We start from the raw sequence: 14,055 nt of genomic DNA, 5'->3' as shown, positions 1-14,055 counted from the left end.
CAGCGACTGACTGATGATCCGTCAGATCAGGTCAGCGGCCCGGTGATCGGCAGCACCACCTGGCACGGGATCGGCTGCGGGTGGGCCGGGTCCAGCGCGTTCAGCACGTCGGTGAGCGCGATCGGGTCGTAGGCGATCTCCACGTGCTCGGTGGCGTCCAGCGCGCACTGGTCCTGCACGGTGATGTCCGTGACGTCCGGACCGGCCGGCAGGAAGGCGTTGGTGTACGGGGTGACCACCTCGTCGTCGACGGTGGCGATCACCGTGTAGCGCACCCCGGGCACCGTCTCGCCGCCCGCGTTCAGCGCCGTCATGAACGGGCTGCCGATCTCCTGCTCGACGCAGGCCGGGCAGCCGACGGTACTCAGGAAGGCGTTGGCCGGCTCCAGCAGGCCCAGCTGGGTGCCGAGCGCGGTCAGGCCGTCCAGCGTGGTGCCCTGGTTGCTCGGGGCCAGGCCGATCAGCTGGTCCACCTTGGCCGCGCCGCCGAGGTTCTTCAGGTAGTAGCGCGGCATCATGCCGCCCTGCGAGTGGCCGACCAGGTCGACCTTGGCCGCGCCGGTGTGCGCCAGCACCTGGTCCACGAAGCCGGCCAGCGCGGCGGCGCCGTCCTCGATCGGCCCGGTGCCCTGGATCCACGCGCCGTCCGAGCCGCCGCCGTAGTTGAAGGTGTAGACGCAGTAGCCGTGGTCGGCCAGCAGCGGGGCGGCGGCGCGCCAGTTGTCGTTGCGGTTCTCGAAGGTGCCGTGCACCAGGACCACCGGGTCGGGGTGCGCCGCGCTCGGGCGGCAGGCCGGGTCGTCGGCGCCGGGCGGGGCCTGCTCCGGGGTGGTGAAGCCGGCCACGAAGCCGCTGCTCGCGTGGTAGTCGATCGGGTAGTCGTCGGCCGCGGCGGCCGGTCCGGCGGTGGCGGCCAGCAGGCCGGCCACGGCGGTGGCCGCCAGGGCCAGGCTGTGGTGGAGTCTCATCTTCCCAGTACCGTCCCTCGTCTGGAATTCCGATACCGGCCGTAGCGCAATTCGGGGGAATTACCGGCGGCCGGTGCCCGGGGATGCTAGGAGCGCTCTCGGAAGGGGGTCAACGGATCGCGCGGGACCTCGCGAAAACCCTCAACCGGGTGCCAGGAATTCCCTCGCCCGCAGCCGGTTCCTGTCACCGGCGCACGGGCCCCGCGGGTTCTCCCGAGCGGCCGTCAGATCTATTGACTGGCCAGTAACTTCGGGCTCATACTCCGGTCTTGTGAGGTCGGCAGCATTTCGTGACGGCCGGCCGCAGAAGAGCCGAATGGAGAGGGAGGGGCCGTTGACCGCGCCCCGGCAGACGCTGCCCAGTCAACTGGCCACCGAGCTCCGCCGGGAGAACCGGGCGATCGCCGCGGAGATCATCCGGGAGATTCGTGCACAGGTCCCGGAATTCTCCCGGCCATTGGCCGGAAAGTTCGGCGCGGGAATCCAGCAGGGCGTGGAGACGGCGCTGGAGGAATTCGCCGACCTGGTGGCCGGCGCCGAACCCGGCGGCCCGGAGCGGCTCAAGGTGTACCGGGCGCTGGGCCGCGGCGAGCTGACCGAGGGCCGCAGCCTGGACGCGCTGCAGGCCGCCTACCGGCTGGGCGCCCGGGTGGCCTGGCGGCGGTACGCCCGGGTGGTGCGCCGGGCCGGGGTCTCCACCGAGGTGGTCGCGGCGCTGGCCGAGGCGGTCTTCGCGCACATCGACGAGGTCGCCGCCGCCTCCGTGCAGGGCTACGTGGAGGCCCAGGCCGACCAGGCCGGCAGCCTCGGCCGGGCCCGGCTCCAGCTGCTCCACCTGCTGGTCGGCGGCGCCGAGCCGGCCGCGCTGGCGGCCGCCGCCGCCCGGGCCGACTGGCCGCTGCCGACCGAGCTGGTCTGCGTGGCGCTCGGGCCGGCGCAGCCGCAGCCGGGCGCGCCGGACGGACCGCTGGGGGCCGGCGGCGGGCGGGAGCGGCTGCCGGCCGCCGCGCTGGCCGACTTCGAGGCCGCCGAGCCGTTCCTGCTGCTGCCGGACCCGGCCGCGCTGCTCGACGACGAGCGGGTCCGCCAGGTGCTGCGCGGCCGGGGCGCGGTGATCGGCCCGGCCGTGCCGCTGGACGCCGCCGCCGACTCGCTGCGCTGGGCCCGCTCGGTGCGGGCCCGGCTGCCGCGGCCGGGCCCGGTCGAGCCGGTGGACTGCTCGGCCCGGCTGGCCGAGCTGCTGCTGATCGGCGACGAACCGCTGGTCCGGCTGGTCGGGGCGCGCCGGCTGGCACCGCTGGAGGGCCTGACGGCCAAGCAGGCCGAGCGGTTGGCCGCCACCCTGCTGGCCTGGCTGCAGGCCGGCCGGGGCAGCGCGCCCGAGGTGGCCGCCCGGCTCGGCGTGCACCCGCAGACCGCCCGGCAGCGGCTGCACCAGGTGCAGCGGCTGTTCGGCGCGGCGCTGAGCGATCCGGACGCGCGCTTCGAGCTGGAGGTGGCGCTGCGCTACCGGCGCCTCACCGACGGCCAGTCGGACTGACCCGGACCCCGGCCCGATCCGCGCGTCACCCTCATCCACGCGTCACCCCCGTCCGCGCGTCAGGCGGACTCCCGCACCACCAGTTCGGTGGCCAGCACCTGTTGGCGCCTGGCCCGCCCCGGTTCGGCGATCTCGTCCAGCAGTTGACGGGCCATCAGGCGGCCCATCCCCTCGATCGGCTGGCGCACGCTGGTCAGCGGCGGGTCGGTGTGCCGGGCCACGATCGAGTCGTCGAAGCCCACCAGGGCGACGTCCTGCGGCACCCGGCGCCCGGCGGCGCGCAGCACCTGGAGGGCGCCGGCCGCCATCACGTCGGAGGCGCAGAAGACCGCGTCCAGCTCCGGTGCCCGCGCCAGCAGTTCGGTCATCGCGGCGCGGCCGCCGCGCTCGGTGAAGTCGGCGTAGCCGACCAGCTCCTCGCGGAACGCCATGTCCTGCTCGGCCAACGCCTCCCGGTAGCCGGCCAGTCGGGCCTGCGCACCCTCCATGTCCAACGGGCCGGTGATGGTGGCGATCCGCTGGCAGCCGCGGCGCAGCAGGTGGCGCACGGCCATCCGGGCGCCGCCGGCGTTGTCCGCCGCGACGTAGCCGAGCGGTTCGTGCTCGCCGCGGCGCCCGGCCAGCACGGCCGGTATGCCCAGGTCCTCCAGCACGCCGGGCAGCGGGTCGTCGCGGTGCACCGCCACCAGCAGCACCCCGTCGACCCGTTGGGCCCGCAGGTAGGCCGAGAGCCGTTCGCGCTCGCGCTGGTCGCGCACCAGCACCAGCAGCAGTTGCATGTCGGTGTCGGCGAGTTCGGCCGACACCCCGCTGATGATGTCGGCGAAGTACGGCTCGGAGAACAGCCGGGTCTCGGCCTCCGGCACCACCAGGGCGATCGCGTCGGTGCGCGAGGTGACCAGGGTGCGGGCCGCCCGGTTGGGCACGTAGCCCAGCTCGGCCACCGCCCGCTCCACCGCCGCCCGGGCCCGCTCGCTGACCCGCGGCGAGCCGTTGATCACCCGGGAGACCGTGCCCCGGCCGACCCCGGCGAGCGCCGCGACCTCCTCCAGGGTCGGCCGGGCACCCGGCCCGCCCGCGGGTCGCTGTGCGCTGCTGCTCATCCCTCACCTCGTACGGTCGCGGTGGAACGGGGGCCATCATGACAGGCACTCATGAGCCGGCGGCTCCGGCCTCGAACAGCACCAGGGTGCCCCGACTGCCGGCCGCCACCCGGTGCTCGGTGCCCGCCGGGACGACGAACAACTCCCCGGCACGCACCGGGAGCTCACGGCCCGCCAGCTCCAGCAGCAGCTCCCCGTCGAGCACCAGCAGGGCCTCGGGCAGCTCGTGCACCTCCGGCGGCAGCGGCTCGCCCGACATCCGCAGCACCCGGATGCCCGCCCCGTCGACCCGGCCCACCTCGCTGGACACCCACTCCAGCGGCAGCCCGGCCGCCACCTCCCGCAGATCCACCACCTGCACGCTCGCTCCCCCGCCCTGTCCCGTTCCGCACGCCATCGATTTCCCAGGACGCTAGCCGATCCCCCGCCCGAGTTGGTTGACCGTTCGGCAAAATCCGCCCCATCCATCCCCCTCGGCCTACGCTGGCCCGATGGTGATCAACGGGTTCGGCCCCACCGAGTTCCAGCTGGTCCTGCTGCGGCGGATGGCCGACTTCCAGCCCGTACTGGTCGAGCGGGCGGTGCGCGAGCTGGGCGCCACCCGCGCCGAGCTGCGCGAGGCGAACAAGCGCTGGCAGGCGATGGTCCGCGCGCCCCGCTTCCCGCGCGGCCCCCGCCGCTACACCTCGGTGCTCGGCCCGCCCGCCGCCACCCTGCCCCGGCGGATCGGCGACCTCACCTGCACCGCGCCGCAGTGGGCGCTGCCGCTCTGGCCCGAGCTGCGGTTCGAGGTGCTGATCGGCCCGGGGCAGTCCGTGCTCAACGAGTGGCTGGTCCGCGCCCCGGGGTCGCCCGCGCCGGCCCTGCGCTCGCTCGCCGACCTCGCGCCGTGGAGCTGCGTGGTCGCCGACCTCGGCGCGGCCTTCCCGCCCGCCGTCCCCCGCGAGGGCAGCGCCCCGACCCGCTGGCAGCTGGACTTCACCGCTCCCGACGCCGCCGGGCACCCCACGGCGAGCACCGCCGACTTCACCTGGGGCCTGCTGCAGGAGGTCCGGCGCCGCCCCTACTGAACCGTGGTCCGCCGGTGCAGTTCGTCCCGCCCCAGCGGCGCCACCCGCACCGCCGGCACCGTGCACGCGTGCGCGCCCGCCACGGCGCCGTACCGCGCGCACCGCGCCAGCGGCTCACCGCTCAGCATCCCGTACAGGAACCCGGCCGCGTAGGCGTCCCCCGCCCCGTTGGAGTCCACCACCGGGGCGGGCGGCGCGACGGCCGGCTGGTGCCGCGGCTCGCCGTCCGCGGCCGTCAGCACCCGGCTCCCGTCGGCGCCCGCCGTCGCCACCACCACCTCGGCCCGCCCCTCCCGCAGGATCCGGCGCATCGTCGGCTCCGGGTCGCCGAGCGCCGCCGCCGACAGGAACACCACGTCGGCCGCCAGCGCGAACGGCTCGTGGTACGGGTTCACGCCGTCCCAGTCGTGCAGGTCGGTCGAGAGCGGCACCCCCAGCGCGATCAGCTCCGGCAGTGCCGCCGCGCACGGCCGGGTGATCGCCACGTGCACGTGCCGGCTGGCCCCGGCCAGCTCGCGCAGCACCGGCGCCGGGAAGCGGTCCTCCGCGGAGCCCCGGCTCGCGTCGTAGAGCGAGAGCCGGCGCCCGTCCGGGCCGACCAGGTTGACGGCCCGTCGGGTGCCGCGCGGCAGCGCGAAGGCGGTCAGCGGTATCCCGTGCGCCGCGTGCAACTCCCGTACCAGCGAGCCCTCGTGGTCCTCGCCGAGCAGGTCCAGGTGGTGCGTGCGCAGGCCGAGCGCGGCGAGCCCGAGGGCGACGAAGTCGCCGGTCTGCCCGGCCCGGGTGACCACCTCGGGCACCTGGTGGCTGTCCGCGAACGGCAGCGGCAGCTCCGGCACCGGGACGATGGTGTCCACGCCGGCCCCACCTAGCACCAGCACGTCGATCGGCTCTTGCAACATGTTTCCGCAACTTACCGCAAGGCCCGCCCCTGCAGTAGGGGCGGGCCTTGGGGTGGCCGTCGGACCGTCAGACCCGGGGCGGCGGCGTGCGCAGCAGGTCGCGCATCTCGGTGAGCAGCTCGACCTCGGTCAGCGGCTCCTCGGCCGGCGGCAGCCCGGCCTTGCGCCGCTTGCGCTCGGCCAGGTGGTTCAGCGGCGCCACCACGAAGAAGTAGAGCGCGGCCGCGATCAGCACGAAGGCGATCAGCGCGTTGATGAACGCGCCGTACCGGAAGGTGCTGTGGTTGACCGTGAAGGTCAGCGCGGAGAAGTCCTGCTTGCCGAAGATCGCGGCGATCAGCGGCGTCAGCAGGTCAGTGACCAGACTGGTGACCACCGCCACGAACGCCGCGCCCATCACGAACGCGACGGCCAGATCGACCACGTTCCCGCGCATGATGAACGCCTTGAACCCCTTGAGCATCACTGCCTCCTCGAAGTCGCCACCCCTCCAGGTTTCGGCCCCGGCGACCCCACGGCCCGTCGGAGCGGTCCGTCCGGGTGAGCCCGCTCCGCCGTTCGAGGCAACCCGTCTGAGGCCGCGTCAGCCGCCGCTCCACGGCGCGACCGCCGGGTACAGCGCCCAGGTGATCGCGAGGAACCCCGGGATCAGCAGGTGCACCAGCAGCGCGCCCTCCGCCGCGCAGCGCAGCCGCCGGGCCCGGGAGGCCAGGTACCCGGCGGCCATCAGCCCGATCCCGGCCCCCACTCCCACCAATAGCACCAGTACCACCGTCAGCTGCTCGGCCGCACTGCCGCCCAGGTCGCGCGCCCAGGCCACACCGAGCACCGAGCAGTCGACCGTCACCACCGCCGCGGCGCACAGCACCGCCCCCCGCAGTTCCCCCCTCCGCCGGGCAGCGGAGTCCCCGTGCTCCATCCCCCGTCCCCCTTCGCCGCCATTGGCTCAGGTCCAACGATCGGACCTGGCGCGGGCCGACAGCAATACCCGGATGCCAGGTGAATACCCGTCAATCGCCCGCACCGAACTGGCCGGTGGCCGGTGTACGGATCTGGACGGGGTACGGGCCCCGGACGGTCGACCGCTGTCATCGTCGTCGACAGGGCAAGGCAAGGAACAGCAAGGAACAGCAAGGAACAGCAAGGAACGGTCCCACTCGACGCACGATGAAGGAGAGTCAGCGATGAACAAGCACCTGAAGTCGGCGATCGCCGCGACGATGCTCGCCATGATCGCGGTGCTGGGTGTCACGGGCACGGCCAGCGCCGCCGCGCAGCGGCCGATGTGCCCGGCCGCCCAGGTCTGCGCCGAGTAGTCCCCGGCGCCGTCAGTAGGCCGGGCGGTGGGCCGAGCACCACGGGGGCGCTCGGCCCACCGCCCGGGTCACCGGTCCTCGGGGGCGTGGACCAGGCGGTAGAGCGCGGCGGCCGCCCGCCGGTGGCGCTCGGCCGCCGCCGGGTCGCCGTGGCACCGGGCGAGCAGGCCCAGGATGTGCTGCAGGCGGGCCTCCTCGTGGGCGTGGTACGAGGGGGACCAGAGCTCCACGGCCCGGGCGAGCTCGGTGTCGGCCGTCGGCAGGTCCTCGGAGTGCAGGGCCAGCCGGCCGAGCCGCAGGCGGGTCGAGGCCTCGGCCTCGGTGTGGTGGTACCGCTGTGCGATGGCGAGCGCGGCGCCGAGCCGCTGGTGAGCGGTGGCGTGGTCGCCCGCCGCGGTCGCGGCGTCGGCCCAGAGGTTGAGGGTGAGGGCCTCCTGCGCGCGGTCGGTGATGGCGCGCGCGGCGGCCAGCGCCTCGCCGAGCACCGCCTCGGCCGCGGGGTCGCCGCACCGCAGGTGCAGGCCGCCGAGGCCGGCCAGCGCGTAGGCGGCGCCGCGCTGGTCGCCGCCGGCCCGGCTGAGCTCCACCGCCTCACCGAGCACCTCGCGCGCCTCGGCGCCGCGGCCGAGGCAGAGCAGCGGCGCGGCGAGGTTGCCGAGCGCCATGGCGAGTCCGCGCGGCTCCTCGGCCTGCCGGTAGTACGCCACCGCCTGGGCGTAGGCCGCCGCCGCCTCGTCGTAGCGGCGCAGTTGGGACAGGGTGCGGCCGAGGATGTTGTGGCTGCTCGCCTTGGACCTGAACGGCCCGGTGCGGTCGACGAGTTCGACCGCGCGCTGGGCGTGGCCGAGTGCTTCGGCGGGGCGGCGGACGTTGAGGCAGTGCGCCGCGTAGGTCGCGTGCATCAACCGCTCGGCGGCCGGGTCGCCGAGCAGCAGCGCGGCGTCGAGTCCGGCCTCGGTGATCGCGAGTGCCTGCACCGGCCGGATCCGGTCCAGCGCGCCGGCCAGCAGGTAGCTGGTCTGCCAGGCGGCCGTCCGGTGCCCGTGACGGGTGATCAGGCGCAACATCGGGGCGAGGCCGTCCAGTTCGGCGCCGACGAAGGCGATGGCGCGGTCGCTCGGGGAGTCGGCCGGGTCGGTGTGGGGGAGCCGGGCTGCGCGGCCGCCGGCCGGCGGGGGCACGGCGGCGTTGCCGGGGCTGACCGCCGTGTTGATCGCGGCGGCGGTCAGCTGCAGCCAGTCGGCGAGTCGGCCGACGGCGGCTTCGCGTGCGGGGGCGAAGCCCGGTTCGGCGCAGAGTTCACCGGCGTAGCGGCGCACCAGGTCGTGCAGTCCGTACCGCCGGCCCGGCCGTTCGAGCAGCAGGTGCTCGTCCTGCAGCCGTTCCAGCAGGCCGCGTGCGGCCGCCTCGTCGATGCCGGCCAGCGCGGCGGCGGTGCACGGGGCGAAGTCCTCGCCGGGGTGCAGGCCGAGCGACCGGAACAGGTGGCGGGCCGGCGGTGCCAGCCCCTGGTAGGAGAGGTCCAGCGCCAGCCGCAGTGACCGGTCGCCGGCCCGGACCAGGTCCAGCGGGTCGGTGTCGAGCTGTGCGGCCAGTTCCGCCAGCGTCCAGGACGGCCGGCTGCGCAGCCGGGCCGACACCAGGGCGACGGCCAGCGGCAGCAACCCGCAGGCCCGCACGATCACTTCGGCGGCTGCGGGCTCGGCCGCGACCCGGTCCGCTCCGGCGATCCGGGCCAGCAGGGCGACCGCCTCGGCGGGGCTGAAGCCGCCGAGCAGCTGCACGGTGGCGCCGTCGAGTCCGGCCAGGCTGCGCCGGCTGGTGATCAGCACGACGCAGTCCGGGCCGGCCGGCAGCAGGTCGCGCACCTGCTGCTCGTTCGCGGCGTTGTCGAGCAGGACCAGGGCGTCGCGGTCGTGCAGGCGGTCCCGGAACATGGCCGCCCGGGCGTCCCGCCCGGGTGGGATCTGCGCTCCGGGGATGCCGAGTTGGCGCAGGAAGGCGTCGAGGACGGTGGCGGGGTCGGCCGGCGGCTGCTCGGGGTCGAAGCCGCGCAGGTCGGCGTAGAGCTGGGCGTCGGTGCAGCGCCCGGCGGCCACCAGGCGGTGTGCGGTGTGCACGGCGAGCCGGGTCTTGCCGATCCCGCCCATGCCCTCGATCACGCGGACCACGGCGGTGGCCGCGCGGTCGGCGCCGGGTTCGGTCACCGCCGCCAGGAGCTGGGCGAGTTCCCGCCGGCGGCCGGTGAAGGTGGCCAGGTCGCCGGGGAGTTGCCGCAGTACGCCGCTCGGTCCGCCGCGCTTCGCCTCGCTGTGCACCCGCACGCAGGCCGTCCGCCAGCGGGCGACGGCCGGCTCGTCGACGCCGAGGGCGCGGACCAGGGCGAGCACCAGGTCGAGGTCGAGGCGGCGCCGGCGGCGTTGGAAGAGGTCGGAGACGGTGGTGTGCGAGAGCGTCTGGGGCGGGCGCAGCCGCGGGCCGATCCGGGCGGCCAGGGTGCGGTAGGAGGGCTGGCCGGAGCAGATCCGCAACTGTCCGAGCAGGTCGATGAATTCGGGCAGGTCGGCCGCGCTCTCGGGATCCGGGTACGCCTCGCCCGATCTACCGGCCACCGCCGACCGCCCCCGCCCCGTGTCGCCTGGCATGATCCGATCAGTCTACGGAGTCCTCCCCCAGCACCTCCAGCGTCCCGGTCAGCCACTCCACCCAGTACTGCTCCAGCCCGATCCCCGCCCGCAGCACCCGGTGCTGGAGTGCCGGCCGCCGGTCCCCCGCCGCCAGCCGCTCGGCCGGGAAGTCGCGCCGCTCGATCTCCAGGTACTCCGCCAGCTGACGCTCGTGCAGTTCCAGGTGCCGGCGCAGCTCCTCCGCCAGCCCCCGCCCGCCGACGGCCGCCGCCGCGCGCAGCCGCAGCACCATCGGCTCGCGCACCGGCTTGGGGTCCTGCGCCTGCCCGACCCACTCCAGCAGGGCGGCCCGCCCGGCCGGCAGCACCTCGTACTCCTTGCGCCGGCCCCGGCTCGGCGGCTGCGGGCAGGACCGGATCAGGCCGGCCTGCTCCAGCCGGCCGAGCTCCCGGTAGATCTGCTGGTGGGTGGCCGGCCAGAAGAAGCCGATCGACTTGTCGAACCGCCGGGTCAACTCCAGCCCGGAGGAGGGCCGCTCCAACAGGGCGGTGAGGATCGCGTGCGGCAGTGACATGCGGGGATTCTATGGGCCGGGCGCAGCGCGGTACCCAGAACTGCCCGTTCGGGCCTTCCCGTCCGCGCACCGCGTTGCTACACAGGAGGCACCGGCCTCGGAGAAGGAACCGCCCACATGCACCGACACCGCCCGGCGCGCCCCGACGGCCGCGCAGCCCAACCGCCCCGCACCGCCGCCCCGCTGCCCCCGGCCGGTCTGCTGGCCCTGCAACGGCAGGCCGGGAACGCCGCCCTGGTCCGGTACGTCCAGCAGGCCCGGGAGGCCGAGCAGCACCAGCACGACGGCGCCTGCGGCCACCAGGTCCAGCGCGCCACCGCGCACGACGTGCTCGCCGGCGCGGGGCAGCCGCTCGCCGGGCCGCTGCGCACGGAGATGGAGAGCCGCCTCGGCGCCGACTTCTCCGACGTGCGCCTGCACACCGGCGGCACCGCCCAGCGCTCCGCCGCGGAGCTCGGCGCCCGCGCCTACACCAGCGGCAACCACGTGGTCCTCGGCGCCGGCGGCGCGGACAAGCACACCCTGGCCCACGAGCTCACCCACGTGATCCAGCAGCGCCGGGGTCCGGTCGCCGGCGCCGACAACGGGCAGGGCCTGGCCGTCTCCGACCCGGGCGACCGCTTCGAGCGGGCGGCCGAGGCCAACGCCCACCGGGTGATGAGCGGCCCGGTCCCCGAGCACCGGCCCGAGGTGCAGCGCGCCGCCGCGCCGAGCGCGGCCACCCCGGCCGTCCAGCGCTACACCGAGCGGCCGGACATCTCCCCGCAGGCCAGGCTCTCGCAGAACCACGGCATCCTGCTGCGGGACAGCACCGAGGCGTACGCCAGCGCGCAGGCCCTGGAGACCGCCAACCAGGCGCTGACGGCCGCCGAGGCCGCCCAGATCGTGCTGGAGGCCGGACCGGCGCTGGAGGCCGGGATCGCCGAGCGGGCCGGGGTCCAGGGCCTGCGCCGGGTGATCCCGGTCTACAAGCGGGCCGGACCGGGCCGGGAGCACGACCCGGTGAGGGGCGAGAGCCCGGAGCAGCGCGGCGACAAGCTGCGGGCCTACCAGGGCTCGCTGGTGGCGGTGTTGCGCGACATCGCCGCACTGGAGGCCGACCTCAAGGGCAAGCGGATCCAGAAGGGCGAGGTGCTCTCCCACCTGACCCGGCTCAGCATGCGCGTCATGGGGCAGGGCTGGCTGGAGGCCAACCAGCACGGCAAGGCGGTCTTCACCGACACCTCGAAGGCCGCCGAGAAGGCGCCGGCCGTCCTGCGGGACATGGTCCAGGCCTACTCCAGGAAGCTGAGCCAGGAGCTGGCCCCCGAACTGACCCTCGACCAGCTGATGATCACCCTCCCCAACGACTGCAAGCAGACCGCCTCGAAGCTCACCGGGCGCGACGCCAACGCGCTGAACAACGAGGCCGCGCTCGACCCCGAGATCGGCAGCAACTACTCGATCAGCTTCAACTCCAAGGGCTCCTGGGGCCAGCACTACGCCTCGGTGGTGATGAAGGACGGCGGCGACAACCTCACCTACGAGGCCGCCGCCAAGACCTACGTGCCGGTCCCGCAGGGCAAGACCGTCGGCTTCTTCGCCCTGTACGGCACGGCCCAGGAGCAGCAGTCGTTCCGCAGCCAGCTCCACCTGAGCCACCGGCGGCACTGCCTCTACAGCCTTCTCTCCATCCTGCACAACACCGAGCTCTACGATCCACCGGCCCGCGAGAGGGCGGTGCTGGAGACCGTCGGCGACCTCCGCGACCTCGGCTACCAGCCCCTCCAGGGCTGGGAGTTGCCGCAGGAGTACCGCCACCTGCTGCCCGAGCCGGACCGCGGCGCCGCGCAACCTGACGGAGCGACGGTGCCGCGGTTCGACGAACGGGGCAGGATGCTGCCCGAGTAGGCCTGACGCCGGATCAGAGCGCGGCGGCCAGCCGGGTGCCCTGGTCGATGGCGCGCTTGGCGTCGAGCTCGGCGGCCACGTCGGCGCCGCCGATCAGGTGCGGCTCGATGCCGTGCGCCTTCAGCCCGTCGACCAGGTCGCGGCGCGGCAGCTGGCCGGCGCAGAACACCACGGTGTCCACCGGGAGCAGCTGCGGCTCGCCGTCGATCAGCAGGTGCAGGCCCGCGTCGTCGATCTGCTGGTAGCCGACGCCGGCCACCATGGTGACGCCGCGGTGCTTGAGCTCGGTGCGGTGGATCCAGCCGGTGGTCTTGCCGAGGCCGGCGCCGACCTTGCTGGTCTTGCGCTGCAGCAGGTGCACGGTGCGCGGCGAGCGCGGCCGCTCGGGCCGCCGCAGGCCGCCGGGCGTGGTGTGCTCGGTGTCCACGCCCCACTGCTCGAAGAAGGCCGCGGCGTCCTGGCTGGCCCCGGTGCCGGGGTCGGTCAGGTACTCGGCCACGTCGAAGCCGATGCCGCCGGCGCCGATGATCGCGACCCGCTCGCCGACCGGCTTCTTGTCCCGCAGCACGTCCAGGTAGCTGAGCACGCTCGGGTGGTCGCCGCCGGGGATCTCCGGGTCGCGCGGGGTCACGCCGGTGGCGAGCACCACCTCGTCGAAGCCCTCGGCGGCGAGCTGATCGGCCGTCACCTCGGCGCCGAGCCGCAGCTCCACCTGACGCTGCGCCAGCTGGTGGCGGTAGTAGCGCAGGGTCTCGTTGAACTCCTCCTTGCCGGGCACCTGCCGGGCGATGTTCAGCTGGCCGCCGATCTGCTCGGCCGCGTCGAACAGCGTGACGGTGTGGCCGCGCTCGGCGGCGCTGACCGCGAAGGCCAGGCCGGCCGGGCCGGCGCCGACCACGCCGATCCGCTTGCGCAGCCGGGTCGGGGTGAGGGTCAGCTCGGTCTCGTGGCAGGCCCGGGGGTTGACCAGGCAGGAGGTGATCTTCATCGAGAAGGTGTGGTCCAGGCAGGCCTGGTTGCACCCGATGCAGGTGTTGACGGCCTCCGGCGTGCCGGCGGCCGCCTTGTTCACGAACTCCGGGTCGGCCAGCAGCGGGCGGGCCATCGACACCATGTCGGCGAAGCCGTCGGCGAGCAGCTGCTCGCCGAGCTCGGGGGTGTTGATCCGGTTGGTGGTGATCAGCGGGACGCCGACCGAGCCCATCAGCTTCTTGGTCACCCAGGCGAAGGCGCCGCGCGGCACCGAGGTGGCGATGGTCGGGATCCGCGCCTCGTGCCAGCCGATGCCGGTGTTGATCAGGGTGGCGCCGGCCGCCTCGACGGCCTTGGCGAGCTGGACCACCTCGGGCAGGGTGGAGCCGCCGGGCACCAGGTCCAGCATGGACAGCCGGTAGATGATGATGAAGTCGGTGCCGACCCGCTCGCGCACCCGGCGGACGATCTCGACCGGGAAGCGCATCCGGTTCTCGTAGCTGCCGCCCCAGGAGTCCTCGCGCTGGTTGGTCTGGGCCGCGATGAACTCGTTGATCAGGTAGCCCTCGGAGCCCATGATCTCGACGCCGTCGTAGCCGGCGCTGCGGGCCAGCTCGGCGGTGCGGGCGAAGTCCTCGATGGTCTGCTCGATCTGCTCCTCGGTGAGGGCGTTCGGCACGAACGGGCTGATCGGCGCCTGCAGCGCGCTCGGCGCGACCAGGTCGGCGTGGTAGGCGTAGCGGCCGAAGTGCAGGATCTGCAGGGCGATCCGGCCGCCCTCGGCGTGCACCGCCGAGGTGATCGTCCGGTGCTCGGCGGCCTCCTCCTCGGTGGTGAGCTTGGCGCCGCCCTCCCAGGGCCGGCCGGCCTCGTTGGGCGCGATGCCGCCGGTGACGATCAGGCCGACGCCGCCACGGGCGCGGGTCGCGTAGAACTCGGCCATCCGCTCGAAGCCGTGCTCCGCCTCTTCCAGGCCCACGTGCATGGAGCCCATCAGCACCCGGTTGGGCAGCGTGGTGAAGCCCAGGTCGAGGGGCTTGAGCAGGTGGGGGTAGGCGGTCATCGACACTCCTCGCGCAAGTTTGTTACTGCA

13 protein-coding genes are annotated in these 14,055 nt (G+C 74.5%); 4 read left to right on the top strand and 9 right to left on the bottom strand.

What is annotated here, in order from left to right; genetic code table 11:
* Positions 1 to 26 precede the first annotated feature (26 nt).
* Positions 27 to 968 (bottom strand): esterase/lipase family protein, encoded by a 942-nt coding sequence (locus FHX73_RS25765; RefSeq protein ID WP_145907451.1) that lies wholly within the window; start codon positions 966 to 968, stop codon positions 27 to 29.
* A gap of 334 nt (positions 969 to 1,302) precedes the next feature.
* On the opposite strand from FHX73_RS25765, the gene FHX73_RS25760 reads away from it, so the two are divergent.
* On the top strand, positions 1,303 to 2,508 hold the full coding sequence (locus FHX73_RS25760; protein WP_246213713.1) for a PucR-like N-terminal domain-containing protein: 1,206 nt from the start codon (positions 1,303 to 1,305) through the stop codon (positions 2,506 to 2,508).
* 59 nt (positions 2,509 to 2,567) lie between these two features.
* Here the strand turns inward: FHX73_RS25760 and FHX73_RS25755 are convergent, their stop codons facing one another.
* Positions 2,568 to 3,611, bottom strand: a complete 1,044-nt coding sequence (locus tag FHX73_RS25755) for a LacI family DNA-binding transcriptional regulator (protein WP_145907444.1) — start codon at positions 3,609 to 3,611, stop codon at positions 2,568 to 2,570.
* A 49-nt stretch (positions 3,612 to 3,660) separates the two neighbouring features.
* Complete coding sequence (locus FHX73_RS25750; RefSeq protein ID WP_246213712.1) at positions 3,661 to 3,972, bottom strand: cupin domain-containing protein; 312 nt, start codon at positions 3,970 to 3,972, stop codon at positions 3,661 to 3,663.
* Positions 3,973 to 4,102: 130 nt separating this feature from the next.
* On the opposite strand from FHX73_RS25750, the gene FHX73_RS25745 reads away from it, so the two are divergent.
* Complete coding sequence (locus tag FHX73_RS25745) at positions 4,103 to 4,681, top strand: hypothetical protein (RefSeq protein ID WP_145907440.1); 579 nt, start codon at positions 4,103 to 4,105, stop codon at positions 4,679 to 4,681.
* Here FHX73_RS25745 and FHX73_RS25740 read toward each other — a convergent pair.
* The 3 genes from FHX73_RS25740 to FHX73_RS25730 all read right to left on the bottom strand — a co-directional run bounded on the left by FHX73_RS25740 (position 4,675) and on the right by FHX73_RS25730 (position 6,502).
* A complete protein-coding gene (locus FHX73_RS25740) occupies positions 4,675 to 5,583 on the bottom strand; it encodes a PfkB family carbohydrate kinase (RefSeq protein ID WP_145907438.1) in 909 nt (302 codons plus the stop codon). The two genes, FHX73_RS25745 and FHX73_RS25740, sit on opposite strands and share 7 nt — an antisense overlap.
* 67 nt (positions 5,584 to 5,650) lie before the next feature.
* The gene (gene mscL, locus FHX73_RS25735; RefSeq protein WP_145907434.1) at positions 5,651 to 6,046 is read right to left on the bottom strand and encodes a large conductance mechanosensitive channel protein MscL; all 396 of its coding nucleotides are present in this window, start codon (positions 6,044 to 6,046) and stop codon (positions 5,651 to 5,653) included.
* Positions 6,047 to 6,166: 120 nt separating this feature from the next.
* Entirely contained in the window at positions 6,167 to 6,502 is a 336-nt protein-coding gene (locus FHX73_RS25730) for a hypothetical protein (RefSeq protein WP_145907431.1), read from the bottom strand.
* Between the two features lie 265 nt (positions 6,503 to 6,767).
* Here FHX73_RS25730 and FHX73_RS47305 point away from each other — a divergent pair, with 265 nt between their 5' ends.
* The gene (locus FHX73_RS47305; RefSeq protein ID WP_281292701.1) at positions 6,768 to 6,899 is read left to right on the top strand and encodes a hypothetical protein; all 132 of its coding nucleotides are present in this window, start codon (positions 6,768 to 6,770) and stop codon (positions 6,897 to 6,899) included.
* A gap of 68 nt (positions 6,900 to 6,967) precedes the next feature.
* On the opposite strand, the gene FHX73_RS25725 is transcribed toward FHX73_RS47305, so the two are convergent.
* Together FHX73_RS25725 and FHX73_RS25720 are read right to left on the bottom strand one after the other, a co-directional pair.
* Positions 6,968 to 9,511 carry an ATP-binding protein gene (locus FHX73_RS25725; RefSeq protein ID WP_170305025.1) on the bottom strand — a complete coding sequence of 848 codons (2,544 nt, stop codon included), beginning with the start codon at positions 9,509 to 9,511 and terminating at the stop codon, positions 6,968 to 6,970.
* A gap of 40 nt (positions 9,512 to 9,551) precedes the next feature.
* Positions 9,552 to 10,100 (bottom strand): PadR family transcriptional regulator, encoded by a 549-nt coding sequence (locus FHX73_RS25720; RefSeq protein ID WP_145907425.1) that lies wholly within the window; start codon positions 10,098 to 10,100, stop codon positions 9,552 to 9,554.
* A gap of 117 nt (positions 10,101 to 10,217) precedes the next feature.
* On the opposite strand from FHX73_RS25720, the gene FHX73_RS25715 reads away from it, so the two are divergent.
* Entirely contained in the window at positions 10,218 to 11,990 is a 1,773-nt protein-coding gene (locus tag FHX73_RS25715; RefSeq protein WP_145907422.1) for an eCIS core domain-containing protein, read from the top strand.
* A 13-nt stretch (positions 11,991 to 12,003) separates the two neighbouring features.
* On the opposite strand, the gene FHX73_RS25710 is transcribed toward FHX73_RS25715, so the two are convergent.
* Positions 12,004 to 14,025: an NADPH-dependent 2,4-dienoyl-CoA reductase gene (locus tag FHX73_RS25710; RefSeq protein WP_145907418.1), complete on the bottom strand. Its 2,022-nt coding sequence runs from the start codon at positions 14,023 to 14,025 to the stop codon at positions 12,004 to 12,006.
* Positions 14,026 to 14,055 lie beyond the last annotated feature (30 nt).

This window comes from Kitasatospora viridis (assembly GCF_007829815.1).
In the GTDB taxonomy this organism is placed as follows: domain Bacteria; phylum Actinomycetota; class Actinomycetes; order Streptomycetales; family Streptomycetaceae; genus Kitasatospora; species Kitasatospora viridis.
The sequence above is the reverse complement of the archived record's forward strand: the minus strand, read 5'-3'. Positions and strand labels throughout refer to the sequence as shown.

What these genes read in the sequence shown, in the direction of transcription:
- FHX73_RS25765 (WP_145907451.1), bottom strand. Translation starts at nt 968, where the DNA reads ATGAGACTCCACCACAGCCTGGCCCTGGCGGCCACCGCCGTGGCCGGC.
- FHX73_RS25755 (WP_145907444.1), bottom strand. Translation starts at nt 3,611, where the DNA reads ATGAGCAGCAGCGCACAGCGACCCGCGGGCGGGCCGGGTGCCCGGCCG.
- FHX73_RS25745 (WP_145907440.1), top strand. Translation starts at nt 4,103, where the DNA reads ATGGTGATCAACGGGTTCGGCCCCACCGAGTTCCAGCTGGTCCTGCTG.
- FHX73_RS25740 (WP_145907438.1), bottom strand. Translation starts at nt 5,583, where the DNA reads ATGTTGCAAGAGCCGATCGACGTGCTGGTGCTAGGTGGGGCCGGCGTG.
- mscL (WP_145907434.1), bottom strand. Translation starts at nt 6,046, where the DNA reads ATGCTCAAGGGGTTCAAGGCGTTCATCATGCGCGGGAACGTGGTCGAT.
- FHX73_RS25730 (WP_145907431.1), bottom strand. Translation starts at nt 6,502, where the DNA reads ATGGAGCACGGGGACTCCGCTGCCCGGCGGAGGGGGGAACTGCGGGGG.
- FHX73_RS47305 (WP_281292701.1), top strand. Translation starts at nt 6,768, where the DNA reads ATGAACAAGCACCTGAAGTCGGCGATCGCCGCGACGATGCTCGCCATG.
- FHX73_RS25720 (WP_145907425.1), bottom strand. Translation starts at nt 10,100, where the DNA reads ATGTCACTGCCGCACGCGATCCTCACCGCCCTGTTGGAGCGGCCCTCC.
- FHX73_RS25715 (WP_145907422.1), top strand. Translation starts at nt 10,218, where the DNA reads ATGCACCGACACCGCCCGGCGCGCCCCGACGGCCGCGCAGCCCAACCG.
- FHX73_RS25710 (WP_145907418.1), bottom strand. Translation starts at nt 14,025, where the DNA reads ATGACCGCCTACCCCCACCTGCTCAAGCCCCTCGACCTGGGCTTCACC.